Source organism: Scytonema sp. HK-05 (assembly GCF_963872035.1).
GTDB lineage: Bacteria > Cyanobacteriota > Cyanobacteriia > Cyanobacteriales > Nostocaceae > Kalymmatonema.
Window position 1 is genome coordinate 87,995 of sequence record NZ_CAWMYC010000094.1, and the last position, 18,098, is coordinate 106,092.

General features: G+C 43.5%; 12 protein-coding genes and 1 pseudogene. 7 read left to right on the plus strand and 6 right to left on the minus strand.

Annotation, left to right across the window (positions count from 1 at the left end; genetic code table 11):
- Positions 1 to 988 precede the first annotated feature (988 nt).
- On the plus strand, positions 989 to 2,191 hold the full coding sequence (locus AACT52_RS14260) for an MFS transporter (protein ID WP_073631583.1): 1,203 nt from the start codon (positions 989 to 991) through the stop codon (positions 2,189 to 2,191).
- Positions 2,192 to 2,404: 213 nt separating this feature from the next.
- The gene (locus tag AACT52_RS14265; RefSeq protein WP_073631535.1) at positions 2,405 to 3,928 is read left to right on the plus strand and encodes a VanZ family protein; all 1,524 of its coding nucleotides are present in this window, start codon (positions 2,405 to 2,407) and stop codon (positions 3,926 to 3,928) included.
- Between the two features lie 228 nt (positions 3,929 to 4,156).
- On the opposite strand, the gene AACT52_RS14270 is transcribed toward AACT52_RS14265, so the two are convergent.
- The 6 genes and pseudogenes from AACT52_RS14270 to AACT52_RS14295 form a co-directional block, all read right to left on the minus strand.
- Positions 4,157 to 4,711: a hypothetical protein gene (locus AACT52_RS14270; protein ID WP_073631537.1), complete on the minus strand. Its 555-nt coding sequence runs from the start codon at positions 4,709 to 4,711 to the stop codon at positions 4,157 to 4,159.
- A gap of 115 nt (positions 4,712 to 4,826) precedes the next feature.
- Positions 4,827 to 6,041, minus strand: coding sequence for a type II secretion system F family protein (locus AACT52_RS14275; RefSeq protein WP_073631539.1), 1,215 nt, complete (start codon positions 6,039 to 6,041; stop codon positions 4,827 to 4,829).
- A 237-nt stretch (positions 6,042 to 6,278) separates the two neighbouring features.
- The gene (locus tag AACT52_RS14280; RefSeq protein WP_073631541.1) at positions 6,279 to 7,397 is read right to left on the minus strand and encodes a type IV pilus twitching motility protein PilT; all 1,119 of its coding nucleotides are present in this window, start codon (positions 7,395 to 7,397) and stop codon (positions 6,279 to 6,281) included.
- 64 nt (positions 7,398 to 7,461) lie between these two features.
- Entirely contained in the window at positions 7,462 to 9,474 is a 2,013-nt protein-coding gene (locus AACT52_RS14285; protein ID WP_073631543.1) for a GspE/PulE family protein, read from the minus strand.
- Between the two features lie 732 nt (positions 9,475 to 10,206).
- Positions 10,207 to 10,452 (minus strand): annotated as a pseudogene (locus AACT52_RS14290) (class I SAM-dependent methyltransferase); the annotation flags it as partial.
- A 65-nt stretch (positions 10,453 to 10,517) separates the two neighbouring features.
- Positions 10,518 to 11,114, minus strand: a complete 597-nt coding sequence (locus AACT52_RS14295) for a glutathione S-transferase family protein (protein WP_073631547.1) — start codon at positions 11,112 to 11,114, stop codon at positions 10,518 to 10,520.
- 737 nt (positions 11,115 to 11,851) lie between these two features.
- On the opposite strand from AACT52_RS14295, the gene grpE reads away from it, so the two are divergent.
- The 5 genes from grpE to rsgA all read left to right on the plus strand — a co-directional run bounded on the left by grpE (position 11,852) and on the right by rsgA (position 18,020).
- On the plus strand, positions 11,852 to 12,601 hold the full coding sequence (grpE, locus tag AACT52_RS14300; protein ID WP_073631585.1) for a nucleotide exchange factor GrpE: 750 nt from the start codon (positions 11,852 to 11,854) through the stop codon (positions 12,599 to 12,601).
- A 208-nt stretch (positions 12,602 to 12,809) separates the two neighbouring features.
- The gene (gene dnaK, locus AACT52_RS14305; protein WP_073631551.1) at positions 12,810 to 14,765 is read left to right on the plus strand and encodes a molecular chaperone DnaK; all 1,956 of its coding nucleotides are present in this window, start codon (positions 12,810 to 12,812) and stop codon (positions 14,763 to 14,765) included.
- A 761-nt stretch (positions 14,766 to 15,526) separates the two neighbouring features.
- Positions 15,527 to 16,660: a molecular chaperone DnaJ gene (gene dnaJ / locus AACT52_RS14310; RefSeq protein WP_073631553.1), complete on the plus strand. Its 1,134-nt coding sequence runs from the start codon at positions 15,527 to 15,529 to the stop codon at positions 16,658 to 16,660.
- Positions 16,657 to 16,914, plus strand: a complete 258-nt coding sequence (locus AACT52_RS14315; RefSeq protein ID WP_073631555.1) for a sulfurtransferase TusA family protein — start codon at positions 16,657 to 16,659, stop codon at positions 16,912 to 16,914. Before dnaJ ends, AACT52_RS14315 begins: the two co-directional genes overlap by 4 nt.
- Positions 16,911 to 18,020: a small ribosomal subunit biogenesis GTPase RsgA gene (rsgA, locus tag AACT52_RS14320; protein WP_073631556.1), complete on the plus strand. Its 1,110-nt coding sequence runs from the start codon at positions 16,911 to 16,913 to the stop codon at positions 18,018 to 18,020. Before AACT52_RS14315 ends, rsgA begins: the two co-directional genes overlap by 4 nt.
- Positions 18,021 to 18,098: the final 78 nt, after the last annotated feature.

An 18,098-nucleotide genomic window follows, 5' to 3' on the forward strand; every position in this document is an offset into this window, starting at 1 on the left:
GTCAGAATTGAAAAGTAAACCTTAAGTTGTAGGGTGCGTTAAAGCCAGAGTACGGCACCAACTTTTGTGATGCCCTGCGGCAAGTTCTTACTCTCTCAGACTTTCAAATCATTACATAGCCGTAACACATCCTAGTTAAATATTTACTTTATAAATGACCTCTCACAATTCAAAAGTAAAATTTGCTCTGTGTCTGGCTTTTAGGCAAGAGTATTGTACTTCATTTACTTGGAATGTGGTGTATCAAAGTCGTTGGGGTCCATGTCAACAGGAAATAAAAAAATTTCCCGATTTGAGAGCAATGCCTCATAACAAAGCTTTATTGCCTTGTTCAAGGTACAAAATTTGATTGGAATCCATCTGCCGTCGAAGAAAAAGTAGACAACAACTCGGGTCGCTGTGTACTCTTCCAACGGGAGTGGAATTTGCCACGGTGACAACACAAGATAAAACTTATCTATTATGTACTAATAAGTACTAATAGTTTGCGGTTGCAGAAAGTTATTGCAACAGTCGCAAGTAAGATTTTTTATGGTTTATCTCAGGTTTATCTCAACTGTATTGGAGCAGGTCCTGACGATTCTCGCACAACTAATTTCGTCTGAAGAACCTTATGCCGATTTTCATTTAAGTCGAACACACCGCTCATCACGAAATGCGGTATTTTATCTGTGGTGGCAGTAGCAGTTTTGTGTAAATCCCTATCAGCGATTGAAATAGCAAGAAGCAGTTCAGCGGCGATCGCCCCTTTTTCAATAAGTGGTTGCTGGATTGTCGTCAGAGATAGTCACATCTGAGATGCCAATGGAATATCATCGAAACCAACAATCAATAAATCTTTTGGAACAGACAAACCAAGATGTTCTGCGGCACGTAAAGCGGCAAAAATTTAAGCAACCATAACATTAACCCCAAAATCATGTTTTTTCGATTGGTAAAGCGTTTGCTTCGGCGTAGAACCAGAATCTGGACCATCAAGCCAAATCAATTGAATAATAGAGTAAAATCGCCACAATCAAACCATCCAGCTTGGATTGGAGTGGCGATCGCATTCTATGCCTTTATCGGCATTGGCATTGCCGAGGGAGGTCTGGGAGTGCTGCTGCCCTCAATCCTGTCCACCTATCACCTCACTCCTGCAACCGTTACATTCTTGTTTATTAGCCAAATCCTGGGTTATGTCGTTGCTGCATTAACCAGTAGCCTAATCAGCAGCCGACTGGGACTTGCCTGGATGCTTTTGTTCGCCTCGGTCACGCTTACGAGTGCGCTGATCATCTACGCGGTTACCGCTTACTGGTTTGTCATGGTTGCCACTGGAACACTGCTGGGTCTTGGAATCGGATTGATTGATGCTGGTATTAACGCTTACATCGTTAATGACCAACGCAATGCTAATCTGATTGGTGTGTTGCATGCCTTCTATGGGATTGGTGCATTACTCGGACCTGCTGTAGCCACCACGCTTCTTTTGCTAGGGCTTGGCTGGCGACTCATCTACCTGGTGTTTGCTAGTGTTGTAGGACTGCTAGTTGCAGGAGTTTTTTGGACTATTGTGCATCACTACGTTCCCATGACCGTGCGACTTACAGCATCCGATACGAATGCTTGGGCAAACCTGCGTTTAGCCCTGAGGGCACCAGTAGTCCTGATGACAGGGCTTTTACTACTAGTTGACGTAGGTGCGGAAGCGTCTTTGAGTAACTGGGCTTACACAGTTCAACACATTGGTCGTGGCACACCGGAAGTAGTTGCAGGTTACAGCATCAGTGCTTACTGGTTGGGGTTGGTAATTGGACGCTTCAGCCTTGGGCGATTCATGCAGCGATTCGGTACAGTTCGCACAGTTGATATTTCCCTGGCATTGCTAACAGGTGGTTTAATGATGTGGTGGTTATTACCAAATCAATTGTTGAGCTTGCCTTGCATTGGTTTTGCCTTGGGAACCATCTTTCCAGCAACAATCTGGTTAGTGCCACAGCGCGTACCTACCCAGCTGGTACCAGCAACAATCGGGTTTGTAACGAGCGTTGCCAGTTTAGGTGCAGCCACTGTACCAACTGCTGCTGGTTGGGTAGCAGCTCGTGCTGGTTTGGAGACTATTCCAGCCTTAATGGTGCCATTGGTAATTCTTATGGCTGTTCTGCATCGGTGGTTGGTGCGGCATAGTTTGAAATCCGGAAAAACTTGATCGCGCAATGTATTTATAAAATGTATTTTCTGGAAACTTATCTTTACGGCGTCTTTATGAAAGATTTAAAATTCTTTCCCCATTACGATTAACGAATAAATAACATTAAGAAAACCGCTCATTTACTTTTTGTTAATTCCTCTTGTTTAACCGTCTAGCAGTAGCTAATGGTTCACTTCTCAATTAATAAAAAGACAAAAAACATGGGTCATTATGAAGAGACGCAAAATTTTTAGCCAATTATCTAACCTAGATAAATCAGTACTTCCCGGAGATTTTATCCTAGTCATTCTTAGCATCTTAGTGGTGCTAGTAGCTACACTGTTTCCCTTTAATTTCTCCTTTCCAGATACTTTTTCACTACCAGAACTTGTTGCCAGTTTTGACAACTCGAGTTTTTTTAAAGACCAGGTAAACAATGTTTTGTTGTTTGCTCCTTTAGGTTTCGGTTTTGCCAGTCTCTTAGAGAGAATAAGGGTGAAACCGGGGATTCAATGCTTAGCAGTTCTACTTGTGAGTGCAGGCTTATCATTCACAGTTGAAGCATTGCAAGTTTTTCTACCTTCAAGAACACCTACTCCTGCCGATATTTTTAACAATACGATAGGTGGATTGGTAGGTTTAATCTGCTTTTATTTCTGGAACTCACAAAGTTTTATCTATACTTTAATACATAGAGAAAATAGTAGATCTAGCAACTCGATCAAAAAACTAACTTTATTTTTTGTTGGATACATACTCATCTCATTTTTGATTTCAATTGCCTGGCAACATACAACTAATTTGAGCAATTGGTCTTTGAACTATCCACTTTTGATAGGTAATGAGCAAACTGGTGGTAGATCTTGGCAGGGATATGTTTCAGAAGTTTCTATTGCTGACAGAGCAATTTCTAAAAATGAAGTTTCACAAGTATTGAATAACCAAAATGACTCGAAGATTATCGGAAAGTCTTTGGTAGCTTCCTATGACTTAACTGGTAAAGGAAGTTATCAGGATCGTACTGGTCAACTTCCTGAACTATTGTCGCAAGGACAACCACCGGAGAAAGATGAAAAAGGTGTTGCTTTGAGTCCTAACCATTGGTTAAAAACAAAAGAACCTGCCACTTTCTTGAGTGAAAGGATACGTGAAACTTCTCAATTTACAATCATCACTACCGTTACTACTGCTGATACAGATCAGACTGGACCTGCACGCATAGTCTCACTTTCAGGTGATTCTCTTCATCGCAATTTTACATTGGGACAGCAGGGAAGCGACCTAGACTTACGAATACGAACACCGATCACTGGAGCAAACGGAGCAGACACAAAATTAAGTATCCCTGGTATTTTTGCAGATACTCGCCCCCATCAGATAGTCATCACTTATTCTGGGGCGACTATCCAAGTTTACGTGGATAAATCACAAAATGCCTATTCTTTGAATCTGCTGGAATTGGTTCCGAAAGACCAGAAAATTTTTTACTATGGACTGACTTTTATCCCTCTAGGGCTTTGCTTAGCGCTTTTAACGACTCTTGCCAAAAGAAAGTTAACTTTTAATAAATTATTGCTTGCTAGCGGAATATTATTACCTTCTCTGATACTAGAAAGTATTTTGGTAAATGATAGCGGCAAAAGTCTCAGCCTGAAAAGCCTGTTACTGGGTATATTATTTACAGCCGGGACGACACTAATTTTGAGATGGCGGGCTTCGATGGTGCTGAGAAAAGCAGCCCTAAACAAGTTATAAAGTCAAGTTAAAGATGTCTAATTGTTGGGCGATCTGGGCGATTGCGCAAAGCGCAGTGCCCCTTGGGCGATCGCCCAACACAAACAATAGACTTCCTGCATTCATTCCAAAAAAAAAGAATAATTAACCACAGATGGATAATAAATAAAAGTTTTTCCTCTGTCTTCCCCCCTCAAGAGGGGGTGGACACAGATGGAATCAAAGAGATGCAATCTTGTCTAATGATATTTATGGACTTTCTGAAGAGAAAATTTCCATTGTGTTCTCCTCTACTAGAGATTCCGGTGTTTGAATTATAAATGGCAAGTCAGCTCCTGTAAGACCCCGTTTGATACGTTCTGGTGTTTCTGAAAAAACCACAAATAGAGGATATATAATATTCGTCCCCTCACTAAGTATATGTGTGTAGCGCTTAGGCATAACCCACTCATAGTCCTTGTCTAGCCAAACCTGTGTTTGTCGCCAACGTCCCAAAAAGTCAGAAAAATCTTCATGGGGACGATGAATAAAAATCAGAATTTCAGGAGATGTTTTGATTTTCCACTCTGGATCACACATCAAAATTGCCAAATCACAGGGTAAGCGATTTGCTTCTGCTACTGTAGTTACGCCAGAACGAAGACGGGCTATTGGAAGTGGAATCGTGATCACGCTTTCATCTGGACGGCGCAAGCTAGGGATCATTTCCAGATAGGGACGGTGCTGCTTCAACAGGGCGATCGCACTTAGGGAATTGCTGTACTCTGCTAAGCAAGCTTCGTAATGCGATTTTTGCACAGGCATAGATAAAAAAATTCAAAATTCAAAATTCAAAATTATCGGATTGATATAGTCTTTAGAAAACTTATAAATTATGAATGATGAAAATTTTTCTTCATCATTCATAATTTTTCTTTGGCTATCCCAAGGTATCGAAGACCTTGAACATAGGCAGGTACATCGACAGTAAAATTGTACCTACCATCCCTCCCAAAACCACAATCATTACTGGTTCCAAAATGCTGGTTAGTGCTTTGACTGTCTGTTCGACTTCATCTTCATAAAAATCGGCAATTTTCATCAACATACTATCTAATTCACCAGTTTCCTCGCCGATACTAATCATTTGAATCGCCATAGAAGGAAAAACTTTTTCTTTTTGCAAGGCAAGGCTAATCATACCTCCTTGTTGAATTTCTGCACGCGCTGCATCGATGGCGTTGGCAATTACCTGATTTCCTGATGTTTCCCGCACAATTTCTAAGCAAGTGAGAATTGGCACACCTGAACGAGTTAAAGAACCAAACGTGCGGCTAAAACGGGCAACTGATGATTTTTGGATTAAGTCACCAAACAACGGCATTTTTAGATAAAGGCGGTCTATAGTTTCACGTCCAGCCGGAGTTTTATAGTACTGTCTATAAGCAATTGCTGCTGCAATCACAATACCAATGACAAGCAACAGCCGCCAACTTCTCAAAATTTCACTTATCCATAACATAAACTGCGTTAGAGGAGGCAATGTAGTTCCTAATTCTTTAAAAATATTTGCAAAAATAGGGATGAGAAAAACGGTCATCCCGATAAAAATGGCAACTGCCAAAAATCCTACAACAACTGGATAAGCCAGTGCTGATTTAATTTGATTTTGTAATCGAGCAACATCTTCTAACAATTTGGCTAAACGATTTAGTACTTCGTCCAAAACACCGCCAACTTCGCCAGCCTCAACCATGCTGACATACAAATTATCAAAGCAATCAGGATATTTCCGCATTGCCTCAGAAAGATTAATTCCACTTTGGACATCAGCACTAATGCCCAAAAGAGCTTGTTTCAGTTTAGGGTTGCTACACTGCTCAGATAACACACCCAAACTTCTGACAATTGCCACTCCCGCATTTACCAAAGCAGCAAATTGACGAGAAAACACGGCTTTATCCTTCACTGAAACGTTCGTAAATTTGGTTTTAAGTTGTTTGAAATTAAAGCGTTGAGGTTGTTTTTTCAGGTCTTGGACTACGTAACCTCGCTGTCTAAGATTAATACGGGCTTGAGCCAAGGAATCAGCTCTAATTTTTTCTATTTTCGGTTTTCCTTGCGAGTCCCTAACACGGGCAATAAATGTTGGCATGGTCTAAAAAATGAAAAGAGCGGATTGGTCATTAAATCTCTTGCAAAAGTCAATTTTATGAAAATTAAACCACAGATGAACACAGATGGACATAGATAAATTATCTGCGTGCATCTGTGTGGTGCTTATAAATATCTATCAATCATACTTTTACAAGAAGTCTACTCAGATTGTTTCAGTCAAATCTGAATATTAAAAAGTATTTTTAATAGTTTTATGCGTTTTGACTTGAACTTTTTAATGTGGTTTTACAGCTAGTCCTGGTCTTGCGCCTGCTGGTTGTGTACCACCGATCATACGCTGAATTTCATCTGGTCTAGAAGTTTTAGACATTGCCGCTTCCAAGGAGATAACTCCTGCTTTATATAAATCTGCTAAAACCTTCTCTAAAGTTTGCATCCCGAATTTTGCGCCAGTCTGGATAGCGGAATAAATTTGAGATGTTTTTCCTTCACGAATCAAGTTAGAAATAGCAGGAGTCACAACCATAATTTCTTGAGCCATCACTCGACCAAACTCTTCTGAGTTGGGATTTTTTCTCGGAACCAAAGTTTGGCTCAGGACTGCTACCAGTGAATTAGATAACTGCACTCGCACTTGAGTTTGTTTTTCTGGGGGGAAAACGTCGATAATTCTGTCTACAGTCTGTGCTGCTGAACTGGTGTGCAAAGTACCAAACACTAAGTGTCCTGTTTCCGCAGCGGAAATAGCCAACGAAATTGTTTCCAAATCGCGCATTTCCCCTACCAAAATGATATCTGGGTCTTCCCGCAGCGCTGATTTCAGAGCATTAGCAAAGCTTTTTGTATCCTCACCAAGTTGCCTTTGGTGGATGACACTTTTAATAGGTTCGTAAACAAATTCAATCGGGTCTTCTACTGTTAAAATATGCTCTGCACGGGTGCGGTTAATTAAGTCAATCATTGCCGCTAGGGTTGTTGTTTTACCAGAACCCGTGGGACCTGTCACCAAAATTAATCCCCTTGGTTTTTCTGACATTTCCCGCACAACATCTGGCAAACCTAATTTTTCAAAGTTAGGAATCTTAGAACTTAATGCCCGTAAACATGCGGCGTAAGTACCACGTTCTTTGTAAACATTGACCCGAAAACGAGCTAATCCTTTGACGCCATAAGAACAATCTAGCTCCCAGTTTTGCTCTAAGGTTTGACGCTGAGAGTTGTTGAGCATACTAAAAATTAGGGTTTGGCATTGATCTGCTGATAACGGTTGATCGCCAATGGGTGTGAGTTTACCACTCACGCGGAAGTAGGGAGGCAAACCTGCGGATAAGTGCAAATCCGAACCGCCCATTTCAATCAAGTGCTTCATTAAATTTTCAATTATCATTTCTATCTTTGTGATTCCTGTTTGAAAATTCCTTTTGCAAACTTATTTGTTCTTAGAAGAAGACAAATGACTAATCTTGAAATCGTGGTGTCATGCAGTAAGGACAATCCAGCCATTCGAGCTGCAATCCAGCTTGACAAGTTCGGCACGTAAGACTACTCTTGCGTTTGGCTTTTAACTCTGCTTCCAAACCTGTATCACTGAACGTTACCCGTTCTACTTCTTCTAGGGTGGTATCGCCTTGACGTACTAAATCCAAGCTGTAAGCCAGTAAGGTTTTCATCCCTTCTTCCACCGCCACTTCTTTGATGCGTTCTGTTGGTGCATCTTGGGTGATCAGGGTTTGCAGGTTTTCGGTGAGTCGCATGACTTCATAAACACCACAACGTCCTCTGTAGCCAACGCCATTACATTCTGGGCAAAGCTGATTGTTTGCCTTGGCTTCTTGAATTTGCTCTGAAATGAGAGTATTAGCTTTGTAAAAAGTGACACCTGCTTCTTGAGAAGCTGATAGACCGTAGCGAGCGAGTTCCTCTAAAGTGGGAGTGTAGGGAATGCGACAATTGGAACAAACACGCCGTACTAGGCGCTGTGCCAACACGCCAATCAGAGAACTGGAAATCATGAAAGACTCAATGCCCATTTCTCCCAAACGGGCGATCGCCCCTGGAGCATCATTAGTATGTAACGTTGTTAAAACCAAGTGACCAGTTAGTGCTGCCTCAATAGCTGTTTTTGCCGTTTCCTTGTCTCGCGTCTCACCTACCAAAAGCACATCAGGATCTTGCCGCAAAAAGGCTCGCAAAGTCGTTGCAAAATCTAGCCCTTTTTCCCGAATCACCTGCACCTGAGTAATTCCAGGTAAACTGTACTCAATAGGGTCTTCAACCGTACAGATGTTAATGCCTGGAGAGTTCCGTTCTGACAAAGCCGAATACAGCGTTGTTGTTTTACCAGAACCTGTCGGTCCGGTTACTAGAATTAGACCAAAGGGACGGCTAACCATCTCCTGGACAATTTGCAAAGTTTCTGGATCAGTAATTAACTTATCTAATCCTAGTTGGGTTGCAGAATTATCCAAAATCCGCAGTGCAACCTTTTCACCGTAGCGACTGGGCAAGGTACTGACGCGGAAGTCCACCTTGCGTCCCTCAAACACTCGTCTAATGCGTCCATCTTGAGGAATACGCCGTTCAGCAATATCTAAGTTAGCAATAATTTTGAAACGAGCTATGACAGCAGGAATGATTTTTTTGGGCAGGGGGTCGAAAGCCTGACGTAGCACACCATCCTTACGAAAGCGAACGCGTAAGTTGTCTTCCTGCGGTTCTACATGGATATCAGAAGCCCTCTCATGTAGTCCTCTGGCAAGGATTCTGTTAACTAAATTAATCACGGGGGCATCCTGGGCACCCTTCATCGCTGCGCCCAAGTCAGTATCCTTATCTTCAGGCGCATCATCTAAATTAAGATTTTCAATATTTTCTAAATCTTGGTTGATGTCTGTAGACTTTTCCTGTTCTAAGTTCTTTTGTTTAACAGTCAGTTCATCTAAATATTGGTTAATCAGTTGCTGGTAATCTTCTTGGGTGATCACCATCCGCTGCAAAGCCCATCCCTGCGGGCGCAAAATGCGGTTTAAATCATCGCAAGCGTCTAGGTTATCCGGATCTACCATCGCCACCAAAACAGAGGGCGGGTTTTGGTCTTCATTCTTAGCAAGTGGTACCAAGTGATAGCGACGACAGATATCCACGGGAATGAGAGTATCAATCAGTTGACCAATTTTTATTTTGCCAACTTGCCTAACTTCCAGATCAAGCGATTCAACACCGTAGAGTATTTTCAGTTCAAATAGCTGCTGCTTTTTGTGTAGCCTATATAACTCTGGCGAGAGCTGGCGTCCTGAAATTGATTCCAGCACTTGTGTCAAAGGTCTGCCAGACTTGCGGCTTTCAATCAGCGCCTGTCTCATTTGTTCGCTATTGACAAAGCCAGATTGCACCAGCTTGTTGCCGAAGGGCGAAAACTCTATTCTTGTAGTAAGAGCAGTACTGCGTCTTTGTGATGACGATTGAGTCATATGTGAGCAATTCGTTGCGGAAACCTCTGATTAGAGTATTCCCAAACTGTCAATCAGAATTGACACATATACTCAGTTAAATCAAGGCAAAAATTTCAGGATCTTCAGCATCTCTTACCTTAATCGGTCATTGATCCCACGTCTCACCCGTAAGGGGAGCGTGGGATCAATGACCGAGCGCTCAAGGCACATCCCCTGACCAATTTTCTGCGTCGTTAGAAGAGGGAATGGGGACAGTGCAATGAGAGCGCCTATCTCCGTGTTGGGTAACCTATCAACCCAGTCCTCGACAATTTGAGTGACTGTTTTATCTTTACTTGCTGCATATGACCGCAACTTGTTTAACCTACGAGTTGATATCCTTAAACTTAATCTTGAATCTTTCATAAAGGGTACACAAAAGCCACCCATTATGTTAACATAGAGAGGTGTTGACAAAGACTAAAATTCTAGTCAACCATCTGTACCTAGACAACTGAAGATATGGGGTTTTACCGGGAAGTGCGGTCTTAAATTGCTGCAATGAACCAGCCGACTACAGCCTCCGGTATGTAAAATCTTCAAGGAACGTAGGGGAATGGTTTTTTTCAATCATTCAAGTCGGGAGGGGCATTTTTCCTGACTATAAACTGCGGTAGTGGGAAACGGTTGGAGTACCACGAACGAAGTTCTGGAAAGATAAAATCTGCCAGAAGCCTACACCTACTTGTAGAGAGGTGTAGGAGTGTCACGTTCTAAGCAAACCATTGAGCAGCCTAATGGAGCGATCGCTACCGTTGCAGTTGCAGGACCACACCCCACTTCCAGAATTTTCGAGTCACAAGAGAGTTGGGCTGCTTCGACAACGCGCTCAATTAGATTCTTGGGATAGCGAGGTCTTGCTTTGTTATAAGCCTCTGCTGCGGGAGAATACCAATGTTTTCTTTGTTCGAGATCTTTGCTGGAGTAGTTGATTATTGTTTGTCTCAAGTCTTTCATAAGAAAAATGACGCGGCGGAAAGCAGATAATCTCAAACTTATTATGGCAACTGATGCCAAAACACCTACACGCCAAGCATATCAACGTATCCTGGCAGTTGCTTAATTCGTTCAATCCAACCCACTACATGGGGATAAAGTTCCAGAGAAATCTTTCCATCGGGTGCTAATGCAATGTAGGGAAAGCAAGCAACATCAGCAATTGTTGGGCGATCGCATTCCAACCAAAAACGTTCACTCAAGTGTTTGTCCAAAATTTGAAGTGTCTGATGTGCTTTCTTTTGCGCTTGCTCTAAGTCTATTTCCGCGTTCAACAAGAAATGTTTTCTGAGTGCGGCAACACCATGTTGAATTTCGTTAGCTGCAACAGACAACCACTGCACCACTTTACTCATCGGTTCTGCTTCTGTGGGCAACCAGTCTTCGCTGCCGTAACGGCGTGCCAAGTAAACTAAAATTGCTTGGGCGTCCCTAATCACCACATCGCCATCCCTAAAAACTGGCACTTGTCCTAGTGGGTTAAGTTTGAGAAATTCTTCTGTTTTGTGTTCGCCTTTATTCAAAGCGATGGGTACACGTTCATACTCCAACCCCAGCAGTGATAGCATCAGCCGTACTTTATAGCAATTCCCTGACAGTTCGACGTCGTATAGCTTAATCATGGTTTTTTCCTGTGTGTTCTTAATTTATTGAGTATTCTCAAGCACAGCAAAGAGCCGAAGATGGTATGCTTGCAAATTCAAGGTTCTCTGAGACTAGCTCGGAGTTTAGATAATACTGTACCCTTTGAGCGTGTCTTAGAGCGCCTGCCAAAGGAACTTTTGCTTGCCTCAGGGTTAGTCAAGAAAATAATTTATTATAAAAAAACACGTAACACGTACGAAAATACCGTTAAATTCCTCTAGAGACTTCACACTTGCTTTATCTGGCAAAAAACAATAACCTGTCAAATAAAGCAAGCGTCCGCTCTTTGCATCTCCTTTACCTTACGGAAAGCCGCCCTAGGAGCGTATACGCTAACGCACTCAGCATTTGTCAAAATAGATGACGGTGACCAAATAAAGGCTAAAGGATGAAGAATGAAGGATGAAATATTCCGTACTTCACTTCATACTTCCTACAATCCTACGGGAAGCCCTGCGGGTATGCCTATGGCTAACGCCACGCCTAACGGCGAACGGCACACCTGAGCGCAGAGCGCACGCTTCGCGAACGGTGAACGCAGTCGCCTAGGTCGGGAAACCCTCCTGCAGCGCTGTCTCACCGTCCTCCGGGCGTCTACACTCTTTTGCCTTGAGTTCATAACTTGATACTTTAGGTGACCGCTTTTTGTAGCTGAATTTAAGAGCTGCAAAATATGGGGATAACTGCCCAATATAGCATCTGGGAAGAGTGCAAAATGATAGACGAGCAACAGCAAAACAATACAAACCAGCCATTAGGTGAACAAACCGAGGAAAAGCAAGCAATGACTAGCGACTCTACAGCCGAAATAAATACCAACGCAACCCAAAGCGAAGTGACTGATCAAGTGTCAACTCAAGCCAATGTCTCTGGAGATACAGCTACGCAGAGTCAAGATAGTGGTGTTGCTGCAACTGAGGCTGCTGGTAATGAGTCCACAGCCAAAGAACCAGCAGTCAATCAACAAATTGAGTCTTTAAAAGCGCAGGTAGAAGAGCGTAACACTCAATATTTGCGGATTGTGGCTGATTTTGAGAATTACCGCAAACGAAATCAAAAAGAGAAAGAAGACTTGGAACAGCAGGTGAAGCGGAACACAATTACTGAATTACTGCCAATCGTCGATAATTTTGAACGGGCACGGTCGCAAATCAAACCCCAAAATGATGGGGAAATGACCATTCATAAGAGCTACCAAGGCGTTTACAAACTATTAGTTGATAGCTTAAAGCGCTTGGGTGTATCACCGATGCGTCCTGAAGGTCAACCCTTTGATCCGAACCTACACGAAGCAGTATTGCGCGAACCTACGGATGAATATCCTGAAGGAACAGTGTTAGAAGAATTAGTACGCGGATATTACTTGGGCGATCGCGTGCTGCGCCATGCAATGGTGAAGGTGGCTGCTCCAAAGGAAGATGCACCCTCTTCTGAAGAAAATCAGTCGAGCCCAGCTAACAGCTAAGCTGTAGTCGCTCGCCTTACTGACCAAAAGTGCCTGGCAAACTTGGGCGAGCATCGCATATCTAACCACAAACAAAAATAGTCCGCGAAACATCACGCCCGAAGTTGAGCAGCCTTGACCGGTGTTTGTGTAGCGCTAACACCGGATGGCGCTTAAAACTTCAAGCGAAAAGTACTCAGTAAAAATACCGATAAAAATACCGATATTTATGGGAAAAGTTATTGGGATCGACTTAGGCACTACCAACAGTTGTGTCGCGGTTCTCGAAGGTGGTCAACCAATTGTCATTGCTAATTCAGAAGGCGGACGAACGACACCTAGTATTGTGGGATTTGCTAAAGGCAGTGAACGCTTAATCGGTCAACTGGCAAAGCGTCAAGCTGTCACCAACGCCGAAAACACAATTTTCAGCATCAAGCGATTTATCGGTCGTCGCTGGGATGACACCGCAGTTGAACGCGATCGTGTACCTTACACCTGTGTCAAAGGTCGAGACGATACTGTTGATGTCGAGATTCGTGGACATCACTACACACCACAAGAAATCTCCGCCATGATCCTACAAAAACTAAAACAGGATGGGGAAAACTTCTTGGGTGAACCTGTGACTCAGGTAGTGATCACAGTACCAGCATATTTTACAGATGGTCAAAGACAAGCAACTAAAGACGCTGGCACTATTGCCGGACTAGAAGTTTTAAGGATTATCAATGAACCAACTGCAGCGGCTTTAGCGTTTGGGTTGGACAAGCTTGAGCAAGAGCAGCTCGTTCTGGTATTTGACTTGGGAGGCGGTACTTTCGATGTCTCCATCCTACAACTTGGAGATGGAGTGTTTGAAGTTAAGGCGACTGGTGGTAACAACCACCTGGGTGGGGACGATTTTGATAACTGTATCGTACGCTGGATGATGGAACGTTTCCAGCAGGAACAGAAAGTTGACCTGTCTCAGGACAAAATGGCTTTGCAACGCTTACGGGAAGCAGCGGAAAAAGCAAAAATTGAACTTTCCAGTATGCTCAGTACTTCAATTAACTTGCCTTTCATTACCGCTGATGAAACCGGTCCCAAGCATCTGGAGATGGAACTCAGCCGCGCCAAATTTGAAGAGTTAACGGCACATCTGGTGGAAGCCACCATTGAACCGATGACTCAAGCGCTGAAAGACGCGGAACTCAAACCACAAGATATCGACCGGATTATTTTGGTGGGCGGTTCCACTCGCATTCCTGCGGTGCAAAATGCCTTGATCAAATTTTTTAATGGCAAAACTCCAGATCGCTCTGTCAGCCCCGACGAAGCAGTGGCACTAGGCGCAGCTATCCAAGCTGGGGTGCTGGGTGGTGAAGTTGATAATTTGCTTTTGTTAGATGTCACGCCCTTGTCTTTAGGTATTGAAACTTTGGGAGAAGTGTTCACCAAAATTATCGAACGTAACACCACAATTCCAACCAGTAAGTCCCAAGTCTTTTCCACAGCAGTCGATGGGCAAAACTCAGTGGAAATTCACGTCCTTCAAGGTGAACGGGCAATGGCACGAGACAACAAGAGTTTGGGTAAATTTCTTCTGGCGGGAATTCCGCCGACTCCTCGTGGTGTACCGCAAATTGAAGTCTCTTTTGAAATTGATGTCAATGGCATTCTCAAAGTTTCAGCACAAGACAAAGGCACTCTTCGAGAACAAAGTATTCGGATTACCAATACAGGTGGCTTGAGTGCCAACGAAGTCGAAAGAATGCGGCAACAAGCCGAAATGTTTGCCGAACAAGACAAAAGACGCATACAACTGGTTGAACTCAAAAACCAGACGGATAATCTGTTATACAGTTACGAATCGACATTAAAGAACAATGGCAACTTGATTAGCGACGAGATGAGAGCTTTGGCAAATGAAAAAATGGCACTGCTACAAGCAGCAATGACCGATGAAACTATTTCCCTAGCAGAATTTAAGCAACGCTTAGATGACTTCCAGCAAAGTTTGTTTGCCATTGGCTCCCAGGTGTATAACCGCGTTAATAGGCACGATCAAATGACTGAAGCTTTAGATACTTTATTGACCTCAGAAGCAGCCGCGCCAGTGAATGGAACGCTAACACCACAATTTAACTTTGATTTTGATGACGAAAATACCACGCAGGTTGATTATGAAGTGATAGACTAAGGAAATTATGAATTATGAATTATAAATTCTCAAAAGGTAATTCTTGATTTAGCACTGAGCATCATAATATCACTCGTAATAACACTGAATTGTTAGCCGGAGGTTTATACTTCCGGCTAAATAATGTTACAGTACAAATGCAATTTCATGATGTCTGTGGGGTTTTCCACACTTTTTTGTGCGGGTAGCCTATCTGTAAAATGAGCGGAGTTTTTGCCATCTACATAGCACAATTGTAAAAGATGCTTTTGTCGTCTACCACGAGGAAAGTACCTGTTGCAATTATTCAGTGCGGAGCAATCAGTGCTGATGTGCGAGTAAAAATTTTTCTGGTTTCAATTTAGTCTTTGATTTCAAAACTAATTCCAGATTTTTTTACTGGGCAACACCACTCGCCTGCCACTTTGTAGAACGGCCAGAAGTGCTATGCTCCTCGCCGTGAGAGCAGGAAACCCTCTCTGAAGCTGTGGGTCTACAACTCTAGGCAACCTTCTTCAGAGGAAAACATCCTCAGCATTCAGATTTGAAGACTGTTATGGTGATTTTTGTAAAGGGTAAAAGGTAAAATAATTTAGTATTAATAAAACTTAACCATTGCCTTCTGCCTTCTGCCTTGACAAACTTCTGAGCTCACTTTCCACAAGACGCGCATAGCGCGGCTTTTCGTTAGAGTGGAGCTAACGCGCTTCGGCAATAAGCCGCTGCTGCTGTTGTTCTCTGTGCATAGCCGCTTTCTACCTTTTAACTTTCACCTTTGCTATATGGCTCGCGATTATTATGAAATTCTAGGTGTCTCTCGTGACGCCGACAAAGAAGAAATCAAACACGCCTACCGCCGCTTAGCCCGGAAGTATCACCCAGACGTGAACAAAGAACCGGGAGCTGAAGAGCGCTTTAAAGAAATAAACCGTGCTTATGAAGTGCTTAGCGAACCGGAAGTTCGCGCTCGTTACGATCGCTTTGGTGAAGCTGCTGTAAATGGTGGAGCTGGTGTAGGCTACCAAGATATCGGCGACATGGGTGGCTTTGCTGATATTTTTGAAAGCATTTTCAGCGGTTTTGCTGGCGGTATGGGTGGGACAACGCAAAGACGGCGTAGTGGACCAGTGCGGGGCGATGACCTGCGGCTAGACCTAAAGCTAGACTTTCGGGAAGCAGTATTTGGCGGTGAAAAAGAAATTCGCATTTCTCATTTAGAGACTTGTGAAATCTGTAGCGGATCTGGAGCAAAACCAGGTACTCGCCCCCGCACTTGTTCGACTTGTACTGGAACAGGTCAAGTACGTCGCGTCACTAGAACGCCCTTTGGCAGCTTCACGCAAGTTTCGACTTGTCCCACCTGTAATGCTACAGGAATGGTCATAGAAGACAAATGTGATACTTGTGACGGTAAGGGTGCAAAACAAGTCACGAAGAAACTGAAAATTTCCATTCCACCTGGGGTAGACAACGGCACACGCTTACGAATCTCCTCAGAAGGAGATGCGGGTCAACGCAGTGGTCCTCCAGGAGATTTATACGTTTACTTATTTGTGAATGAGGATGAGGAATTCCATCGGGATGGCATCAACATTCTCTCAGAAATCAAAATTAGCTACCTGCAAGCGATTTTAGGCTGCCGCTTAGAGGTAAATACGGTAGATGGACCAGAGGAATTGTTAATTCCACCTGGAACTCAGCCAAATACTGTGATGAAAATGGAAAATCGTGGTGTACCACGCTTGGGTAATCCTGTCAGCCGTGGCGACCACATGATTACTGTGTTAATTGATATTCCCAGCAAGTTAACCACTGAGGAACGTGAACTACTGGAGAAGCTCGCTAAAATTAAAGGAGATCGCACAGGTAAAGGTGGTCTAGAAGGATTTTTGGGAAACTTTTTTCACCAACGATGAGTCTATCTGCCCTCTCAACTCCTAATGCTCAACTCGATTTGCGCGGCACCCCTTGCCCGATAAACTTTGTACGGACAAAACTCCGTTTGGAGCAAATGCAACCGGGAGAGTTACTAGAAGTCTGGCTAGATCCTGGGGAGCCGATTGAGCAGGTTCCTGATAGTTTGACAATGGCGGGGTATCAGGTAGAGCAAATCACAGACTGCGTTGGTTATTTTTCTTTGCGAGTCCGCTGTCCCGATAGTGCCTCATGACAGGGGAAGGACTAGAAACTACTGACCAGTTAATAGGCACGGTCTTAGCCGTGCAAGCTAATTTTTATCGAGTACAGCTAGATGCAGGGGAGCAGAGGAGCCTGGGAGCAGAGGAGATTAAACCTCCAAATTCCCCCCTGCGCCTTATCCTGCTGTGTACCCGTAGAAGCCGATTGAAAAAAATCGGGCAACAAGTTATGGTGGGCGATCGCGTAGTCGTGGAAGAACCAGATTGGGCTGGCGGACGAGGAGCGATCGCGTCCGTTTTACCCCGTCAAAGTCAATTGGATCGTCCGGCGATCGCCAACGTGAACCAAATTCTGTTAGTTTTTGCCGTCGCCGATCCGCCTTTGGAACCATACCAACTCAGCCGATTTTTGGTAAAAGCTGAGTCTACCGATATAGATGTAATCTTATGCCTAAATAAGTGCGATTTAATCTCAAAAGAACAACAGGCAGAAATTTATCAGCAGTTGGGAAATTGGGGCTACCAACCAATATTTATTAGTGTTGGTCAAGGTATAAATATTGACGAACTAGCAGACAAGCTCAAAGATCAGATTACGGTGATTGCTGGACCTTCCGGGGTTGGCAAGTCCAGCCTCATCAATGGACTGATTCCCAATGCTAACTTACGAGTCGGAGAGATTTCTGGCAAACTAGCAAGGGGTCGGCACACTACTCGTCACGTAGAATTATTTGAATTGCCTACCGGGGGTTTACTCGCAGATACTCCGGGATTTAACCAACCTGACCTTGATTCTCCTCCAGAAGAATTAGCAAGTTATTTTCCAGAAGCAAGGCAGAGATTAGCGGTTGGTAGCTGTCGTTTTAGTGATTGTTTCCACCGAGACGAACCGGAGTGTGTCGTTCGGGGAGAATGGGAACGATATCAACATTACTTAGATTTCTTGAGAGAAGCGATTGAGCGCCAGACTCACCAGAACCAGCAGACAGATCCTGAATCCACTCTCAAAGTGAAAAGCAAAGGTAAGGGACAAACTCAGTACGAACCGAAGCTGGAATCTAAAAAATATCGTCGTAGTTCCCGCAGGACGCAGTTGCAGGAGTTGCAACACTTGTATCAAGAGAGTGAAGAATCATAGCCGATGTTGTGTTAGTGGGGGCAATGTCTCTTAACCACCATAAAGTCTTAAAATAATCTTAAATCTACCAAATCCCCA